Consider the following 16,670-nt stretch of genomic DNA (forward strand, 5'->3'; position numbering starts at 1 on the left):
AAACAATATGAAACATGCATTCAAGATCCTGATTGCCGCACTGTGCCTGGCGGTTTCCGCCAACGGTTTCGCGGGCCAGCAGGAGAAGAAAGAAGAAGCGAAGTTCATGTCGCCCCGCACGGCAAAGAAACTGGAGACCGTGCAGGAGCATTTCGACAAGGAAGAGTTCAACGAAGCCTTGGCGGTGTTGCGTGACCTCGAAGAGTCTTCCAAGGATAACCCCTATGAGCAGGCGGTTACCTTGCAGTGGATCGGGTATGTCTACGTCAACATGGACGAAATGGAGAAGGCGCTGCAGTACCTGGAGCGTGCCTTGCGCATGAACGAGTTGCCGAGTTCAGCCGAGAGCGCCGTCATCTACATGGTGGCGCAGATCTATTCGCAGCTTGAGCAGTACCAGAAGGTCATTGACCTGATGCTGGACTGGTTCAAGACCGCGGAAGATCCTCCGGCCAATGCATTCCTGATCGTTGCCAACGCCTATTCCGCGCTGGAAAAGTGGCAGCCAGCCTATCCGTACATCAGCAAGGCTGTCGAGAAGGCCGAGCGGAAGACCGAGAGCTGGTGGCAGCTCAAGGTGACCATCGAGTTCAAGCTCGACAAGTTCCCGGAAGCCGCCAAGACGTTGGAAGTCCTTGTGGCCTACTGGCCGAAGGAGCGTTACTGGCGAATGCTCACAGGCGTCTACATGGAGCTTGGCCAGGAGTCCAAGGCCTTGTCGGCAATCTCTGCAGGTTACGAGCAGGGCATGATCACCGACGAGTCCGACATCCTGAACCTGGTGCGTCTCTACATGATGATGGAAGTGCCGTACCAGGCGGGCAAGATCCTTGAAAAGGAAATTGCCGATGAACGCGTCGAGGGCACGAAGAAGAACTTCGAACTGCTCTCTACGGCATGGATTCAGGCTCGTGAGTACGAGAAGGGGATTGATGCCCTGGGTCGCGCTGCTGCACTTGCCGATGACGGAGAGCTGTATCTTCGCCAGGCCCAGCTTTACATGAACGTAATCGATCATGAGGGTGCGCGTGTCGCTGCCATGAAGGCCCTGGAAAAGGGTGGATTGGAAGACAAGCAGAAAGGCCAGGCGTGGCTGATTCGCGGTAGCGCATCGGCCGAGCTGAAGCGTTTCAGTGACGCCGAAGAGGCTTTCAACAAGGCGCGTGGCTACCAGGAAACTCGTCGTATCGCGACGAGTTGGCTGGAGTTCATTCGTACCGAGCAGTCTGTCAGCCAGCTCTGAGTTCTACCCTCGAAAGGGTTGAAGAAGGGGGCGCTTTGCGCCCCCTTTTTTCTGAGGAACTCATGATTTTCCTCTATAAATCAACCTCTTGCAGATACTGCCCAGGCCAGGCAGTTTTTACATAAGCTGTGATAGCTGTCACAGCGCGCGGCTGTGACTTTTGTAAAATTTCATACATCGGCTGATAGCTATCTAGCAGAATTATTGTAAAATTAACGGGTATCGCAGAGCGTCTGATGCGCAGCGGGGAAAACATGAAAACCACTGGGTTGGGTAAAGCGGAAGAGGCTGTCGAGCGCGGCATCATGCCCGCCGATGGTGTCGATATCGAAGCTTTTCTGGATGCAATGTGGGTAGAGCGTGGTCTGTCCGCGAACACCCTCGCCGCCTACCGTGCCGACCTCGTCTCGCTCGCCCGCTGGCTCCGGGAATTCGATATTCCCGTGGCGGAAGCCCGCCGTGATCAGTTGATGAATTTCATTGCCTGGCGTGTGGAACAGGGCGCTCGCCCGCGATCGACCGCGAGGCAGCTGTCGAGCATCAGACGTTTCTATCGCTGGCTGATTCGTGAAGGCCGCATCACCGGGGATCCCAGCCAGAACATCGACATGCCCAAGTTGTCTCGCCCCTTGCCGAAATCGCTTTCGGAAGAGGAAGTCGAGCGGCTCCTGGCGGCACCCGATATCGGTGATCCCCTAGGCTTGCGCGACCGTGCCATGCTCGAAGTGCTGTACGCAACCGGTTTGCGTGTTTCCGAATTGACCGCCTTGCAGCTGGACGAGGTGAATCTTCGCCAGGGCGTCGTTCGCATCATGGGCAAGGGCGATCGCGAGCGCCTGGTTCCCCTGGGCGAAGAAGCGATGCGCTGGCTCGAGAAGTTCCTTGCTGAAGGTCGGCCGCAGATTCTGCGCCGGCGCCAGACGGTATACCTGTTTCCGACGCGGCGCAGCGACCACATGACGCGCCAGGCCTTCTGGCACATCATCAAGCGGTATGCGGAGCAGGCCGGTATCAGCAAGTCGCTTTCACCACATACCTTGCGCCATGCGTTTGCCACTCACCTCCTGAACAACGGCGCTGATTTGCGCGTCGTCCAGATGCTGCTCGGGCACAGTGACGTGTCCACCACGCAGATTTACACTCACGTCGCGCGTGAACGTCTCAAGGAGCTCCACCAGGAGCATCACCCGCGCGGCTGACCGTCGCGGCGGACCGTCAGTTGAGACTCCGGCCCACCTCTGCCAGTATCCGGTCTCCCGGAACGAATCTCGGCCGGGGCTGTCAAAACCATTGATCAATCAAGAGTTCATCCATGCGCCTTCCAATGTCCGCTACGCTGTTTGCTGCCATCCTTCTCACGCTGCCTGTGCCCGGTGCGGTTGCGGGTGAGGAGGAGGATCGACAGAAGATCATCCAGATGATTCCGCAGGTCGATCCTGACAGCATCCGCAAGACGCCGATCCCCGGTGTCTACGAAACCAAGGTCGGACCAGTTGTTCTGTATGTGTCGGCCGACGGTCGCTATGTATTGCGTGGCGAGTTGTTCGACCTGGAGCGTGATATCAACCTTACGGAGCATGGCCAGCGTCAAGCTCGGCAGGCCGTGCTTGCCAGCATGGACGAGTCTGAGTTCATCACGTTCTCGCCGGAGGCACCGGAATACACGGTAACCGTGTTCACGGATACCAGTTGCAGTTACTGCCGCCTGCTTCACAGCGAGATCGAGGAATACAACGATGCAGGGATTGCCGTGCGCTATGCACACTATCCGCGTCGGGGGCTGGCTTCGCCCAACTGGCAGGAGATGCAGAACCTGGCTTGCGCGACGGATCCGCAGGAAGCAATGGGGCGTGCCAAGCAGGACCTGTCCTTTGAGTACACGGATTGCCCGCGCAAGGACCTGGTGATGAAGCATTTCAATATCGGCCGGTCCCTTGGCATTCGCGGCACGCCGGCGATATTTTCGGAAAGTGGTGCTTTCTACCGTGGCTACCTGCCACCTGCGCAGTTGCTGGAGCGACTGAAAGCGGAGCAGAACGACTGATCTCGCTGGCGTCGTGGAGTTGGAAACAGAAAGGGCCGCGACGCGGCCCTTTTTCATGCAAGCGATCGCGCTTCAGCGCTCCAGGTACTGGAGCTTGTCCGGCTTTCCATCCCATTCTTCGGCATCGGCCGGCGGCTCCTTCTGTTCCGTAATTACCGGCCAGTCCTGCGAAAGCTCTTCATTCAGCTTGAGGAAATGCTCTTGCTCTGCGGGCAGGTCATCCTCTGCAAAGATCGCATTGGCCGGGCACTCCGGTTCACAGAGCGAGCAGTCGATGCATTCCTCGGGATCGATTACCAGGAAATTGGGGCCTTCGTGAAAGCAGTCCACCGGGCAGACTTCGACGCAGTCGGTGTATTTGCACTTGATGCAGTTTTCGGTAACGACAAAGGTCATGCGACCTCCCGGGCTGTTTGATTGTCAGCGGCCATCAAGGGCCAGCGACGAAATTCTGCCATAGCTGGCCGGGGCAAATCATGTCCGGCGGGGCTCGATTTCGGTGGTATGCAACGGGAATTCCGCGCCCTTGGAATCTTCCAGGAACTTCTCGAGCGTGAACCTGACACTTGGAAAGGCCAGCTCGTCCCAGGGTATTTCGTCGGGCAGCAACAAGGCTGTCTTCAGGCTCTCGGGCCCTGGCTCATGTCGACCGTCCTGCATGGTTCCCCGATACATCATGTGGACCTGGCTGATATGCGGCACATTGATGATGGTATACAAGGCCGCCAGCTCCACCTTTGCGCGTGCCTCTTCCCAGGTCTCGCGCGCAGCGGCAGCTTCGATGGTCTCGCCGTTCTCCATGAAGCCCGCCGGCAGTGTCCACTTGCCGTAACGGGGTTCGATGGCCCTTTCGCAAAGCAGGATCCGTCCCTCGTGGGTCACCAGCGCACCGGCGACGATGCGCGGGTTCTGGTAATGGACGGTGCCACAGTGGTCACAGACGTAGCGGGGCAGGTTGTCCCCGTCGGGAACACGGTGGGACACGGTTTTGCCGCAACTGCTGCAGAACTGCATGGACGGGCCTCACGGGTAGCTTGTCGACATCCTGCCAGTGCCCGGGTCCCGGGTCCAGCAAGCCGCGGCTGCGGCGGAAAGGCGGAAGTTGGTGCCCGGGGTCGGAATCGAACCGACACTTCCTTGCGGAAACGAGATTTTGAATCTCGCGCGTCTACCAGTTTCGCCACCCGGGCGGGCAAGGCGCACAGTATAGGCGATCAGCCATTTCGGGCAAGCCGAATCGCCGGGTGCCATTAAAAATCCTCCCTGGCTGCGACCCTTTTCCCGGCCCAGGCATCATAGTTAGCAGATGAGCAGCAAATTTTCACAAGCGGTCGATACGGCGGTGATCGACAGGGCCCGGTCGGGTGACATGCAGGCCTTCGAAGCCCTGTATCGGCAGTTCGGCGGCCCCGTTCTCGGCCTGGCCAGGCGGATCCTGCAGCGCAACGACCTGGCCGACGAGGTGGTACAGGACACGTTCATCGACGTGATGCGCAAGATCGACGGCTTTCGCGGTGACTCGCCGCTGGGCATGTGGATCCGGCGGATTGCCGTAAATCGCTGCCTGATGCTGCTGCGTTCCTACTGGGAACAACATCGGGTCGACGAAGCCGATGGCGAGAAATTCCATGCCGAGCGAGCCCTGGGTATCGACTTGCTGACCGCCAGCGACCTTGAAAGCCTGCTTGGGCAATTGAGCCCGGAAGGTCGCACCGTGCTCTGGTTGCATGAGGTCGAGGGTTACACGCACGAGGAAATCGGCGGCCTGCTGGGCAGGACCAGCAGCTTTTCGAAATCCCAGCTGGCTCGCAGCTACGCCAGGCTGCAAGCCCTGGTGGCGACAAGCGCCACGGAGGACAGAGCACCATGAACCAGACGACAACAGCACAGGCACATCCGGCCATCGACCAGCTGCTGGCGAGTCGAGACGGTCGACTGATCTCTACGGATGTCATGCAGCATCTCGAGCATTGCGGGGCATGCCAGGCCCGGCTTGCCGAGCTTGAGGGCGCGCCGGCGACGCTGGCGGGACTGCCTGATCCCGAGCCGGACATGGCGTTGTGGTCGCGACTGACGTCCAGCCACGAAGTATTGGTCCGCGATCGCAAGGCGGGCGTGCTGCCCTTGTCCTGGCAGGCACCGTGGCTGTCGGTCGCGGCCGGTCTCGGGCTGATGGCGCTGGGCGCCTTGCTCGCCCTGCAATTTGCAGGCTTGCAGTCTCCGAGCCTGCCAGTCGACCTGAACCCTGTCAGCAGCGTTCAGCCCGGGTCCGGGCTCAATGGCAGCGGCCAGGAGGCGCAGGTGTCGGTAGCCAGCCTGCAGCAACGTTCCGGAGAGCTTGAGGCCATGCTGGATCGTCTCGGACAGCCTGGCGTGCGCAGCATCCGGGAAGTCAGCGCTGTCGAGTCCCTGCAAAGCAGTATCGCGCTGGTGGATTACCAGCTGGCCGCCGGCACAGCGCTCGGCGAACAGCAACGCCGCGAACTCTGGCAACGACGCGTTGACCTGATGGAATCACTGGTCACGGTAAGCGTCGCTGCCGATCGCGCCAACAGTATCTGACTCAGACAGTTTTCGATCGGAAAGGAGTGTCGAAATGAACAACGAAAATCGTACAACGGGATGCAAGGGCCTGCTGGTCGCAGCGGTCTTCGGCCTGCTGGCAGTCACCAGTTTCCCTGCCAGCGCCCAGGACCCGGCTGATGCCGACAGTGACAAGGATCGTGAGGCCCAGCGCAAGGAATTGCGTGAAGCGCGCGAAGCGCTGGAGCAAGCCGCGCGGCGGGTTTCCGAGCTCTCCCGCAACATGGATGGCTTCGACAACAATGTAAGGGTATTCATGCGCGATCTCGGTGGCGCACCGGACCGGGCCGTACTTGGCATCGTGATCGGCAGCATGGATGGCGAGGACAAGGTTGATGGATTGAAGGTCCTGTCGGTCACGCCGGGAGGTCCCGCTGACAAGGCCGGACTTCGTTCCGGAGATATCCTTGTCGGACTCGATGGCAAGGATCTGTCGGATGGCGACGAGAAGGCCCAGCGACGCCTGATGGAAATCATGAAGAGCAAGGAGCCGGGGGACGAGGCTGAGGTTGCCTACCTGCGCGGTGACGACGAACGCAGCGTCACGATAACGACGGGTGAGTCGGAGCCGCTTGTTATCAGCCGCATGCTGTCGGGACCGATGGGTGAGGAATTCGATGTTCGCTTGCGTGGCCTGGAAGGGGAAGCTGTCCCGGAAGTCATGGCGCGATTCAAGGGCATCCCGGCACCCCCGGATGCACCGTTCTTCGTTCGCTTGATGAGCGGTATCGGCGATATGGAACTGGTTACCCTGAGCAAGGACCTCGGCGCCTACTTTGGCACCGACAAGGGCCTGCTGGTCGTGCGAGCCCCCCATGAGGAGGCCTACAAGCTCAAGGATGGCGACGTGATCCTGGAAATTGATGGTCGCGAGCCGCGGGATCCGGGTCATGCGCTGAAGATCATGTCTTCCTACGAGGGCGGCGAGGATCTCGAGCTAAAGATCCTGCGCAACAAGAAGCGCCAGACCGTCAGCATCAAGGTGCCCGAACGCGAGGTCGGCATGCGCTGGAGGCCGCGCCCGCCCGAGGCACCCGAGCCACCGGCTGCCGAAGGCTGAGCGACCGCGCAGCCGAGACAGCAACGGCCCGCCAGCGTCACTTCAGCCGCTGGCGGGCTTTTGTTTTGCTAAACTGCGCATCCCATGCAGCGCAGTGACTTCACATTCGATCTGCCGGACGAGCTGATCGCCCGGTACCCGCAGGACGAGCGATCGGCCTCCCGTCTGCTGTGCCTCGACGGCAATACGGGCCGGATCGAAGATGCCCGCTTTACCGGGCTGCTGGACCGCCTGGAGCCCAGTGACCTCCTGGTCTTCAATGACACCCGTGTCATGCCCGCGAGGCTGCTGGGAGAAAAGGAAACCGGTGGCAAGGTCGAGGTGCTGGTCGAGCGCATCCAGGAACGCGGTGAAGTGCTGGCACATGTGCGCGCCAGCAAGTCACCCAAGCCTGGCAATGTGCTGCGACTTGAAGACGAGCTGTCCGTGGAAGTCCTGGGTCGCGAGGGTGACCTGTTCCGGCTGAAATTCCCTGCCGAGGACGTGGTGGCGTTGCTGGAGCAGCACGGTCACATGCCCCTGCCGCCCTATATCGATCGAGAGGATGCCGAGCTCGATCGCGAGCGTTACCAGACGGTCTACGCCCGCGAGCCCGGCGCGGTGGCCGCGCCAACTGCCGGACTGCATTTCGATGATGCCTTGCTCGAACAGATAGCGGCCAGGGGCGTGGAGACGACATTCGTCACCCTGCATGTCGGGGCAGGGACGTTCCAGCCGGTCCGGGTCGAGAATCTCTCCGAGCACGTCATGCATTCGGAACATGCAATTGTTTCTGCCGAGGTGTGCGCCGCCGTTCGGCGCTGTCGTGAACGCGGCGGCCGGGTCATTGCCATCGGTACGACGTCGGTGCGCTCGCTGGAGGCCGCTGCGCAATCCGGCGAGTTGGCGCCGTATTCTGCCGATACAGACCTGTTCATCACCCCGGGGTATGAATTCAAGGTGGTCGATGCCATGGTCACCAACTTCCACCTGCCGGAGTCGACGCTGTTGATGCTGGTGTCGGCATTTGCCGGTTACGACAACATCATGCGTGCCTACCGCCATGCGGTGGCCGAGCGATACCGGTTTTTCAGTTATGGTGATGCGATGTTCCTGGAACGCCAGGGCAGCGCGGGAGCAGGCGAGTGAAGTTTGAGTTGCACACCACGGATGGCTTCGCACGGCGTGGCCAGCTGCAGTTCGAGCGGGGCACGGTAGAGACGCCGGCGTTCATGCCGGTGGGGACCTATGGCACGGTCAAGGCCATGACGCCCGAGGAAGTGCGGGGCATCGGGGCAGAGATCATCCTGGGCAACACGTTCCACCTGATGCTGCGGCCCGGGACCGACATCATCGAGAAGCATGGCGACCTGCATGATTTCATGCACTGGGATGGCCCGATTCTGACCGACTCGGGCGGTTTCCAGGTGTTCAGCCTGGCGGAGATGCGCAAGATCACCGAGCAGGGCGTGACGTTCCAGTCCCCGGTCAACGGCGACAAGGTCTTCCTCGGTCCCGAGGAAGCCATTGCCATCCAGCACAAGCTCGGATCCGACATCGTGATGATATTCGATGAATGCACGCCGTACCCGGCCACCGAGAAGGAGGCCCGCAAGTCCATGCAGTTGTCCTTGCGCTGGGCTGAACGTTCGAAAAAGGCGCATGGCGAGAATCCCAATGCGCTGTTCGGGATTGTCCAGGGCGGCATGTACGAATCCCTGCGGTCCGAGTCCTTGCACGGGCTGATGGGTATCGGTTTTGACGGCATTGCCGTGGGTGGCCTGTCGGTGGGCGAACCGGAAGAAGATCGCCTGCGGGTGCTGGACCACCTGAAGCACGAGCTGCCGACCGACAGGCCGCGCTACCTCATGGGTGTCGGGCACCCGGAAGATATCGTCGAAGCGGTGCGCCGCGGCATCGACATGTTCGACTGCGTGCTGCCGACCCGCCACGCCCGCACGGGCTTCCTGTACACCTCGACTGGTGTGTTGAAAATCCGCAACGCCCGCTACAAGGACGATACCGCGCCCATCGACCCGGATTGCGCCTGCTACACCTGCCAGAACTACAGCCGGGCCTATCTCAAGCATCTCGACAAATGCGGTGAGGTTCTCTACTCGCGATTGTCGACCATTCATAACCTTTTTCACTACCAGGCCTTGATGCAGGGCCTGCGTGACGCCATATCGGCTGGAACGCTGGAGGCTTTCGTGGCCGATTTCTACGCCCGGCTCGGGAAAACCCCGCCGCCTGTGGCATAATCGGCCACTTTCTCCGCCCGGCCTGGTCCGGGCGGCGCCGTAAACAGGGACCAGAAAGCCCTGTTTCAGCTCGAATTTCGCAAACCGCAATACAAGGATTCTGACATGGGATTTTTCATTAGCGACGCAATGGCTGCCAGCCAATCGGCCGGCGAACCCAACCTGCTGGCCCAGCTCCTGCCTTTGATCCTCATCTTCGTGGTGTTCTACTTCCTGCTGATTCGTCCGCAGAGCAAGCGCGCCAAGGAGCATCGCCAGATGGTAGAAGCACTGTCGGTCGGCGACGAGGTGGTTACCAATGGCGGCATCGCCGGCAAGCTCTCCAAGGTGGGCGAGCAATACCTGCACGTCGACGTTGCCGATGGCATGACGCTGAAAATCCAGAAGCATGCCGTGGCTACCGTCCTGCCGAAGGGCACGCTGAAGACGCTCTGATACCGATTCTCCCGAGGAAACTCGATTCATGATGAACAAATACCCGCTCTGGAAGAACCTGCTGGTCGTCCTGGTGGCTGCCGCTGGCCTCTTGATCGCCATGCCGAACCTCTATGGCGAGGATCCGGCCGTCCAGGTTTCGCACGAGTCCGGTGAGGCCATCACCGTGTCGGCGCTGACCGAGGCGCGCGAGGTGCTCGCTGATGGTGGCATCGATCCCTTGTCGGTCGAGGTGGAAGATGGCCAGCTGCTGGCTCGATTCAAGAATACCGATGACCAGCTCAAGGCCGTCGACCTGCTGCAGGCCACGCTGGGCAATGACGACGATTACACCGTTGCGCTGAACCTGGCGGCCAAGACGCCGGACTGGCTGGCCGATCTCGGCCTGCAGCCGATGAACCTGGGTCTCGACCTGCGGGGTGGCGTGCACTTCCTGCTGGAAGTCGACATGGATGCGGCCCTCAACCAGCAGTTCGAGCGTTACGAGGGCGACTTCAAGACCACCATGCGCGAAGAGCGCATCCGGTACCTGGGTGTCGACCGGGAGGGCAATGACCTGCGCCTGGAGTTGCGCAAGGCCGATGACCTCGAGGCTGCCGAACGCGAACTGCGCCAGAAATACCCCGAGCTGTCCTATCGAATCGACGCGGAGTCGGACGAGCCGGCGGTGGTCGCGACGCTGACCGAAGAGCGCATCAAGGAAATCAAGACCCAGGCAATCCAGCAGAACACGATCACGATTCGCAATCGTGTCAATGAACTCGGCGTGGCCGAACCGCTGGTGCAGCGCCAGGGCGAGGACCGTATCGTGGTCCAGCTGCCGGGCGTGCAGGACACCGCTCGCGCCAAGAAGATTCTCGGCGCCACGGCGACAGTCGAGTTCCGGATGCAATACGAAGGCGGTGACCCCGATGCGGCCGAACGCACGGGTCGCGTACCGGCAGGCGCCAAGCTCTACACCGATCGCGAGACCGGTCGCCCGGTCCTGTTGCAGCGAGAGGTCATCGTTTCCGGTGACCAGCTGACCGACGCGACCTCCGGCTTCGACCAGAACGGTGCACCGGCCGTGCACGTCAACCTGGATGCCCAGGGTGGTCGTCGCATGCTGCAGAATACCCAGGAAAACCTGGGCAAGCGCATGGGCGTGGTGTTCATCGAGAACAAGCCGTTCACGGTGTTGGAAAACGGCGAGCCGAAAACCCGTTTCCGCGCGGAAGAGGAAATCATTTCCTTGTCGAACATTGCCGGCGTGTTTTCCAACCGCTTCATGGTGACCGGCCTGCAGCCGAACGAGGCTCGCAGCCTTGCGCTGCTGTTGCGCGCCGGTTCGCTGGCAGCACCGATCAATATCGTCGAGGAGCGCACCATCGGCCCGAGCCTGGGCGCTGACAACATCGAGCAGGGCACGCTGGCCGTGCAGCTTGGTTTCCTGCTGGTGATCGTGTTCATGCTGGTCTACTACAAGATGTTCGGCCTGGTCGCGAATGCTGCCCTGACCATCAACCTGGTGTTGATGGTGGCAGTGCTGTCCTTGCTGCAGGCCACCCTGACCCTGCCCGGCATTGCCGGCATCGTGCTGACAGTCGGCATGGCGGTCGACGCCAACGTGTTGATCTTCGAAAGAATCAGGGAAGAGCTGCGCGCCGGCAACACGCCGCAGGCGGCCATCCATGCCGGTTACGACAAGGCCTTCTCGACCATTGCCGATGCCAACGTCACGACGTTGATCGCGGCACTGGTGCTGTTCATCTTTGGTACCGGCCCGATCAAGGGATTTGCGGTCACCTTGTCGATCGGCATCATCACATCCATGTTCACGGCCATCGTGGGAACGCGTGCGCTGGTGAATGCGATTTACGGTGGGCGTCGCGTCACGTCCATCTCGATCTGAGGAACCGCCATGGAATTCTTCAAGAAAGAGACGACCATCGATTTCCTGTCACTGCGCAAGTTCGCCTTCGTGATTTCGCTGGTGCTGATCCTCGTGGCAGCCGGCAGCCTGGTGACTCGCAGCCTCAACTTCGGCATCGACTTCACCGGAGGCGTGCTGCTGGAAGTGGGTTACCCGGAAGCCGTCGAGCTGGAACCGATTCGCGATACCCTGGCGTCCATCGACTACCCGGATGCCATCGTGCAGCACTTCGGTGTCACGTCGGATGTGTTGATCCGGCTGCAACCGGGAGACGAGCGTTCCAACGCGGAGATTTCGGATAACGTGCTGGGCGCCTTGCGCCAGCAGGACAGTGGCGCCGAGATGCGTCGCGTCGAATTCGTTGGCCCGCAGGTGGGCGAGCAGCTGAAGGAGCAGGGCATCCTGGCGATGATGTTCGCGCTGATGGGCATCCTGATCTACATTTCGCTGCGCTTCCAGTGGAAGCTGGCCATCGGCGCGGTCGCGGCACTGGCCCATGACGTGCTGCTGACTGTCGGCATGTTTTCCATCCTGCAGGCTCCGTTCGACCTGACGGTGCTGGCGGCCGTGCTGGCCGTGATCGGTTATTCGCTGAATGACACCATCGTGGTCTATGACCGCATTCGCGAGAACTTTAGGCTGGTGCGCAAGGGCACGCCGATGGAGATTGCCAACAAGTCGATCAATCAGAACCTGTCGCGCACCTTGATGACATCGTTCACGACCTTCCTGGTGCTGCTGGCGCTGTTCTACATCGGCGGCGAGGTGATCCATTCCTTTGCGCTTGCCTTGTTGATCGGTGTGGTCGTGGGTACCTATTCCTCGATCTACATTGCCAGCGCGCTGACCCTGGCGCTGGGCCTGGAGAAGGAAGACCTGCTTCCCTTGTCGGAGAAGGAACCAATCGACGACATGCCGTAAGGCAGTCATCGGGCACGAAAAAAGCCGCTGCACTGCAGCGGCTTTTTTCGTTTCGAGCGGGGGAACTGCTACCTGGCGGCTTTCAGTACCCGCGCCATCTGTGCGAACAGCTTGGGATTGGCGGCGAGAATGTTGCCGGTTTCGAGATGGTCGGTACCACCATCCAGCGAGCCAACCAGGCCGCCGGCCTCCTGCACCATCAAGGCACCGGCAGCGATGTCCCAGATCTGCAGGCCCATTTCGAAAAAGCCGTCGAGCCGGCCCGCTGCCACGTAGGCGAGATCCAGGGCAGCGGCTCCCGGGCGGCGCACGCCACGCGTCTGTTCCAGCATGGCGCGCAGCATCGGCATGTAGGTGTCGAGATTCTCGGCGTCGCGGAAGGGGAAGCCGGTGCCGATCAGCGAATTGTTCAGCTCCTTGCGCTTGCCGACGCGAATGCGCTTGTCATCCAGCGTGACGCCACCACCGCGCTCGGCAGTGAAGAGCTCCTGTCGCATGGGGTCGTAGATGATGCCCACTTCGGTCCGGCCCTTGACCTGCAAGGCCAGGGACACGGCAAACACCGGGAAGCCATGCAGGAAATTGGTCGTGCCATCGAGAGGGTCGATGATCCAGACATGATCGGAATCGCCCGTCTTGCCTGACTCCTCGGCGAGGAAGGCATGGTCACGATACGACTGGCGGATGGTATCGATAATGGCGGCCTCGGCCTTGCGGTCCACTTCCGAGACGAAATCGTTGTTCGCCTTGGTTTCGACCTTGATCTCCGGGAGTCGGTCCATGGACCGGGAGATGATGTCGCCTGCGCGCCGCGCGGCACGCACGCCGATTGTCAGCATGGGATGCATGATTCCACCTTATCGATGTCAAAGAAGCTCCCGCCGGACTCGCGGCGGGGGCCAGACCCTGTCGGGCTGGCCAAGGTCGCGTAGAATAGCAGAATTTCCCGGCTGGCAGCAGCCGGGGCACGGAAAACAGCCCATTGGAGTGTTTTGTGAGCGATAGCCAGTCCAGACAGGGTCTTGCGGCAGCCGAGCGCATTCGCGTGGTGCTGGTCGAGACCAGTCATCCCGGCAATATCGGTGCCGCAGCCCGCGCCATGAAAGTCATGGGACTGGGTGCCTTGCACCTGGTGAAGCCCTGGCATTTCCCCTCGGATGAAGCCTCCGATCGTGCCTCGGGCGCGGACGACATCCTCGCGAAGGCCACGGTGCACGAGGACCTGGCGTCGGCGGTGGCGGATTGCCACCTGGTGCTGGGCACATCCGCACGCCTGCGTTCCATCCAGTGGGAGCAGCTCGATCCCCGCCAGGCAGGCGAACGGCTGGTCGAGGCGACGGGCGCCGGGCAGGTAGCCGTTGTATTCGGGCGGGAGAAATCCGGGCTCAGCAATGAAGAGCTCGACCTGTGCACCCACCTGGTTCACATCCCGGCCAACCCCGAGTACTCCTCGCTGAACCTCGGTGCGGCGGTGCAGGTGCTTGCCTACGAGCTGCGGATGGCGATGCTGGCCAGCAAGGTGCCGGTGCAGGAGCCGGACTTTCCGCCTGCCAGCCACGAGGACATGGAACGGCTCTACCACCACCTGCGCAACGTGCTGGCTCGACGTGATTTCCTCAAGCGTCACAACCCGGAGCACCTGATGCGGCGCTTCCGTGCGCTGTTCGGACGGGCCGGGCTGGATACCAATGAAGTCCAGATCCTGCGCGGCATGCTGCGCGCCTTTGCACCGGAGGTCGATCCCAAGGGACCGCTGCCCGAGGTGGACAAATCCTTGTTCGAGAAAGCGAGTCACGGCGACGAGCAGGAGTAGAATGGACGAATGATCTACTTCGACCACAACGCGACGACGGCCGTGCTACCCGAGGTGCGGGAGGCCATGTTGCCCATGCTGGGCGGGAATTTTGGCAATCCTTCCAGCATCCATGCCCCAGGCCGCCTGGCGCGCAATGCGCTCGATGATGCCCGCGGCGCTGTTGCCGAGCTTGCCGGCGTGCATCCACGCCAGGTGGTGTTCACCAGCGGTGGCACGGAATCGAATGCGCTGGCACTGCGCGGCGTGGCCTTGCAGGCGCTGGCGACTGGCGCTGCGCGCCGCCGCCTGCTGGTTGGCAGCACCGAGCACGCAGCGGTGCGCGACGAGGCCTTCGCCCTGCGGCGGCTCGGATTCACCGTCGAGGAAGTTCCCGTGGCTGCCGACGGTCATATCGACCTGCCTGCCTACCGGTCCCTGCTCGATGATGAGGTCCTGCTGGTGTCACTGATGGCTGCCAACAACGAGACCGGCGTGCTGACCGACATCGCGCCATTGGCGGAGCTCGCCCACGCCGCGGGTGCCGTGTTCCATTGCGATGCCGTGCAACTGCCGGGCAAGCAGCCGTTCAGCATGGCCGAGCTGGGTGCCGACCTGGCGTCGATCTCCGGCCACAAGATCGGTGCGCCGAAGGGCGTGGGTGCCTTGTTGCTGGCTGGCGCCGTCGAGCTCTTTGCCGGCCAGCATGGCGGAGGACAGGAAGCCGGCTTGCGTTCGGGCACGGAAAACCTGCCGGGCATCGTGGGCTTCGGCGTTGCGGCGACACACGCGGTCGCAAGCCAGGCGGAATTTTCGACGCACACCCGCCAGTTGCGTGACCAGCTCGAGCGAGGCCTCGCGGCGATTCCCGGCATCACCCTCTTTGCCGCGGCCAGCGAGCGCCTCCCGAATACCTGCCAGTTCGGCGTCGCCGGCTATGCCGGCGATACCGTGCAGATGGGGCTGGACCGTGCGGGATTTGCGGTCTCGACCGGCTCGGCCTGCCATTCCGGTGACAGCGCGCCGAGTCACGTGCTGACCGCCATGGGCGTGCCGCCGGATGCCGCGCGCAGCGCGATCCGCGTGACCTTTGGCCTCGACAATACGCATGAACAAGTGAACGAATTTCTTGGTGCCCTGGAAAACCTCCGGGGCGCCTTGCCGAGTCAGTCCGCGGGTGGGGCTGTCGGCTGGTAGCGATACGGAACTGAAGAACGCGAAGGGGCAAGCGATCCATGAATGCTGGCAGTGGAGAAATGATTTACCTGGATTACGCGGCGACCACACCGGTCGATCCGCGGGTGGCGGAGGTCATGATGACATTCCTGACCCCGGCCGGTGTGTTTGCGAACCCGGCCTCGACCGGCCATGCCGCGGGCCGCGAAGCAGCCGAGGCCGTTGCGCAGGCGCGCGCCGAAGCCGCCGCCGCCTTGCATACCCGCCCCGAGAACCTGGTCTTTACCTCCGGCGCCACTGAAAGCGACAACTTGGCGATCAAGGGCATTGCCCGGGCGAGCCGTCGCGGCAAGCACATCGTGACCGACAAGACCTCGCACAAGGCCGTGATCGATGCCTGCAAGGCGCTCGAAAAGGAGGGCTTCGAGGTCAGCTGGCTGGTGCCTGAAGCCGAAGGCCGCATCACGCCTGAGCAGTTGCGGACCGCACTGCGGGAGGACACGGCACTGGTCGCCTTGCTGCACGCGAACAACGAGACCGGCGTGGTCAATGACATCGCGGAGCTGGGCGCGGTCTGTCGCGAAGCGGGTGTCCCGTTCCACGTCGATGCCGCCCAGTCTGCCGGCAAGCTGCCGCTGAATCTCGATGAATTGCCGATCGATACCCTGGCGGCTAGCGGCCACAAGTTCTACGGGCCCAAGGGCATCGGCATCCTCTACGTCCGCCCGGGCTTCGGGCCGGTCGAGGCCCAGCAGCACGGTGGCGGCCACGAGCGCGGACTTCGCTCCGGAACCTTGCCGACCCACCAGATCGTGGGCCTCAGCCGTGCGCTGGCACTGGCAGTCGAGGACCAGCTCGCCGAGGCCGAGAGGCTGGTCGGGCTGCGTGAGCAGCTCTGGCAGGGACTGGCAACGCTGGGCGGGGTACACCGCAATGCGCCGGCCGAGCACAGCCTGCCGGGCGTGTTGAACGTCAGTTTCGAGGGCGTCGATGGTGAATCCCTGCAGTTTGCCTTGCCGGCGCTGGCCGTGTCCGCGGGTTCGGCCTGCAATTCCGCCAGCCGTGAGCCCTCGTTCGTGCTCAGGGCCCTGGGCCGGTCTGATCGCCTGGCGGGCGCCAGCCTGCGCTTCAGCCTGGGGCGCTGGACCAGCGAACAGGACGTGGAACGCGCCGTGGAACTGGTCACGGAGGCAGTGAGCAAGCTGCGCGCGGTGGCCGGGGCCCTGCTGGCGCAAGGCGACTGACCGGAAACAGGCTGAAAATC

At 62.0% G+C, this 16,670-nt stretch carries 17 protein-coding genes and 1 tRNA gene; 14 read left to right on the plus strand and 4 right to left on the minus strand.

Features of this window, described 5'->3' with window-relative positions; genetic code table 11:
• Positions 1 to 7 precede the first annotated feature (7 nt).
• The 3 genes from R3217_02435 to R3217_02445 all read left to right on the plus strand — a co-directional run bounded on the left by R3217_02435 (position 8) and on the right by R3217_02445 (position 3,287).
• Positions 8 to 1,243 carry a hypothetical protein gene (locus tag R3217_02435; GenBank protein ID MDX1454291.1) on the plus strand — a complete coding sequence of 412 codons (1,236 nt, stop codon included), beginning with the start codon at positions 8 to 10 and terminating at the stop codon, positions 1,241 to 1,243.
• Between the two features lie 305 nt (positions 1,244 to 1,548).
• Positions 1,549 to 2,442, plus strand: a complete 894-nt coding sequence (gene xerD, locus R3217_02440; GenBank protein ID MDX1454292.1) for a site-specific tyrosine recombinase XerD — start codon at positions 1,549 to 1,551, stop codon at positions 2,440 to 2,442.
• A gap of 113 nt (positions 2,443 to 2,555) precedes the next feature.
• A complete protein-coding gene (locus tag R3217_02445; GenBank protein MDX1454293.1) occupies positions 2,556 to 3,287 on the plus strand; it encodes a DsbC family protein in 732 nt (243 codons plus the stop codon).
• 72 nt (positions 3,288 to 3,359) lie between these two features.
• Here the strand turns inward: R3217_02445 and R3217_02450 are convergent, their stop codons facing one another.
• The 3 genes from R3217_02450 to R3217_02460 form a co-directional block, all read right to left on the minus strand.
• Positions 3,360 to 3,683: a ferredoxin family protein gene (locus R3217_02450; GenBank protein ID MDX1454294.1), complete on the minus strand. Its 324-nt coding sequence runs from the start codon at positions 3,681 to 3,683 to the stop codon at positions 3,360 to 3,362.
• Positions 3,684 to 3,761: 78 nt separating this feature from the next.
• The gene (locus R3217_02455) at positions 3,762 to 4,301 is read right to left on the minus strand and encodes an NUDIX hydrolase (GenBank protein MDX1454295.1); all 540 of its coding nucleotides are present in this window, start codon (positions 4,299 to 4,301) and stop codon (positions 3,762 to 3,764) included.
• A gap of 89 nt (positions 4,302 to 4,390) precedes the next feature.
• Positions 4,391 to 4,477 (minus strand) — tRNA-Leu (locus R3217_02460).
• Positions 4,478 to 4,593: 116 nt separating this feature from the next.
• Between R3217_02460 and R3217_02465 the strand changes: the two genes are divergently transcribed.
• The 8 genes from R3217_02465 (at position 4,594) to secF (ending at position 12,438) form a co-directional block, all read left to right on the plus strand.
• Positions 4,594 to 5,157, plus strand: coding sequence for an RNA polymerase sigma factor (locus R3217_02465; GenBank protein MDX1454296.1), 564 nt, complete (start codon positions 4,594 to 4,596; stop codon positions 5,155 to 5,157).
• A complete protein-coding gene (locus tag R3217_02470; GenBank protein ID MDX1454297.1) occupies positions 5,154 to 5,849 on the plus strand; it encodes a hypothetical protein in 696 nt (231 codons plus the stop codon). The genes R3217_02465 and R3217_02470 overlap by 4 nt, the downstream gene beginning before the upstream one ends.
• 34 nt (positions 5,850 to 5,883) lie before the next feature.
• Positions 5,884 to 6,930, plus strand: a complete 1,047-nt coding sequence (locus tag R3217_02475; protein ID MDX1454298.1) for a PDZ domain-containing protein — start codon at positions 5,884 to 5,886, stop codon at positions 6,928 to 6,930.
• Positions 6,931 to 7,014: 84 nt separating this feature from the next.
• A complete protein-coding gene (gene queA, locus R3217_02480) occupies positions 7,015 to 8,058 on the plus strand; it encodes a tRNA preQ1(34) S-adenosylmethionine ribosyltransferase-isomerase QueA (protein MDX1454299.1) in 1,044 nt (347 codons plus the stop codon).
• The gene (gene tgt, locus R3217_02485; GenBank protein ID MDX1454300.1) at positions 8,055 to 9,170 is read left to right on the plus strand and encodes a tRNA guanosine(34) transglycosylase Tgt; all 1,116 of its coding nucleotides are present in this window, start codon (positions 8,055 to 8,057) and stop codon (positions 9,168 to 9,170) included. Before queA ends, tgt begins: the two co-directional genes overlap by 4 nt.
• A gap of 105 nt (positions 9,171 to 9,275) precedes the next feature.
• Positions 9,276 to 9,605, plus strand: a complete 330-nt coding sequence (gene yajC, locus R3217_02490; protein ID MDX1454301.1) for a preprotein translocase subunit YajC — start codon at positions 9,276 to 9,278, stop codon at positions 9,603 to 9,605.
• 28 nt (positions 9,606 to 9,633) lie between these two features.
• Positions 9,634 to 11,496 carry a protein translocase subunit SecD gene (gene secD / locus R3217_02495; protein ID MDX1454302.1) on the plus strand — a complete coding sequence of 621 codons (1,863 nt, stop codon included), beginning with the start codon at positions 9,634 to 9,636 and terminating at the stop codon, positions 11,494 to 11,496.
• A gap of 9 nt (positions 11,497 to 11,505) precedes the next feature.
• Complete coding sequence (secF, locus tag R3217_02500) at positions 11,506 to 12,438, plus strand: protein translocase subunit SecF (protein MDX1454303.1); 933 nt, start codon at positions 11,506 to 11,508, stop codon at positions 12,436 to 12,438.
• Positions 12,439 to 12,506: 68 nt separating this feature from the next.
• On the opposite strand, the gene R3217_02505 is transcribed toward secF, so the two are convergent.
• On the minus strand, positions 12,507 to 13,286 hold the full coding sequence (locus tag R3217_02505; GenBank protein MDX1454304.1) for an inositol monophosphatase family protein: 780 nt from the start codon (positions 13,284 to 13,286) through the stop codon (positions 12,507 to 12,509).
• A gap of 146 nt (positions 13,287 to 13,432) precedes the next feature.
• Between R3217_02505 and R3217_02510 the strand changes: the two genes are divergently transcribed.
• From R3217_02510 to R3217_02520, 3 genes are read left to right on the plus strand one after another with little or no spacing between them, the layout of a single operon-like run.
• A complete protein-coding gene (locus R3217_02510) occupies positions 13,433 to 14,251 on the plus strand; it encodes an RNA methyltransferase (GenBank protein MDX1454305.1) in 819 nt (272 codons plus the stop codon).
• 9 nt (positions 14,252 to 14,260) lie between these two features.
• The gene (locus R3217_02515; GenBank protein ID MDX1454306.1) at positions 14,261 to 15,427 is read left to right on the plus strand and encodes a cysteine desulfurase family protein; all 1,167 of its coding nucleotides are present in this window, start codon (positions 14,261 to 14,263) and stop codon (positions 15,425 to 15,427) included.
• 38 nt (positions 15,428 to 15,465) lie between these two features.
• Positions 15,466 to 16,650 carry an aminotransferase class V-fold PLP-dependent enzyme gene (locus R3217_02520; protein MDX1454307.1) on the plus strand — a complete coding sequence of 395 codons (1,185 nt, stop codon included), beginning with the start codon at positions 15,466 to 15,468 and terminating at the stop codon, positions 16,648 to 16,650.
• Positions 16,651 to 16,670: the final 20 nt, after the last annotated feature.

The organism is Gammaproteobacteria bacterium, from assembly GCA_033720895.1.
Lineage (GTDB): Bacteria > Pseudomonadota > Gammaproteobacteria > Natronospirales > JAJUFS01 > JAWWBS01.

Excerpts from the sequence above, each read along its gene's own strand:
- R3217_02455 (MDX1454295.1), bottom strand. The coding sequence starts at position 4,301 with ATGCAGTTCTGCAGCAGTTGCGGCAAAACCGTGTCCCACCGTGTTCCC.
- secD (MDX1454302.1), top strand. The coding sequence starts at position 9,634 with ATGATGAACAAATACCCGCTCTGGAAGAACCTGCTGGTCGTCCTGGTG.
- R3217_02450 (MDX1454294.1), bottom strand. The coding sequence starts at position 3,683 with ATGACCTTTGTCGTTACCGAAAACTGCATCAAGTGCAAATACACCGAC.
- R3217_02445 (MDX1454293.1), top strand. The coding sequence starts at position 2,556 with ATGCGCCTTCCAATGTCCGCTACGCTGTTTGCTGCCATCCTTCTCACG.
- queA (MDX1454299.1), top strand. The coding sequence starts at position 7,015 with ATGCAGCGCAGTGACTTCACATTCGATCTGCCGGACGAGCTGATCGCC.
- R3217_02515 (MDX1454306.1), top strand. The coding sequence starts at position 14,261 with ATGATCTACTTCGACCACAACGCGACGACGGCCGTGCTACCCGAGGTG.
- R3217_02475 (MDX1454298.1), top strand. The coding sequence starts at position 5,884 with ATGAACAACGAAAATCGTACAACGGGATGCAAGGGCCTGCTGGTCGCA.
- R3217_02470 (MDX1454297.1), top strand. The coding sequence starts at position 5,154 with ATGAACCAGACGACAACAGCACAGGCACATCCGGCCATCGACCAGCTG.
- R3217_02505 (MDX1454304.1), bottom strand. The coding sequence starts at position 13,286 with ATGCATCCCATGCTGACAATCGGCGTGCGTGCCGCGCGGCGCGCAGGC.
- yajC (MDX1454301.1), top strand. The coding sequence starts at position 9,276 with ATGGGATTTTTCATTAGCGACGCAATGGCTGCCAGCCAATCGGCCGGC.
- R3217_02520 (MDX1454307.1), top strand. The coding sequence starts at position 15,466 with ATGAATGCTGGCAGTGGAGAAATGATTTACCTGGATTACGCGGCGACC.
- R3217_02435 (MDX1454291.1), top strand. The coding sequence starts at position 8 with ATGAAACATGCATTCAAGATCCTGATTGCCGCACTGTGCCTGGCGGTT.
- xerD (MDX1454292.1), top strand. The coding sequence starts at position 1,549 with ATGCCCGCCGATGGTGTCGATATCGAAGCTTTTCTGGATGCAATGTGG.
- R3217_02465 (MDX1454296.1), top strand. The coding sequence starts at position 4,594 with ATGAGCAGCAAATTTTCACAAGCGGTCGATACGGCGGTGATCGACAGG.
- secF (MDX1454303.1), top strand. The coding sequence starts at position 11,506 with ATGGAATTCTTCAAGAAAGAGACGACCATCGATTTCCTGTCACTGCGC.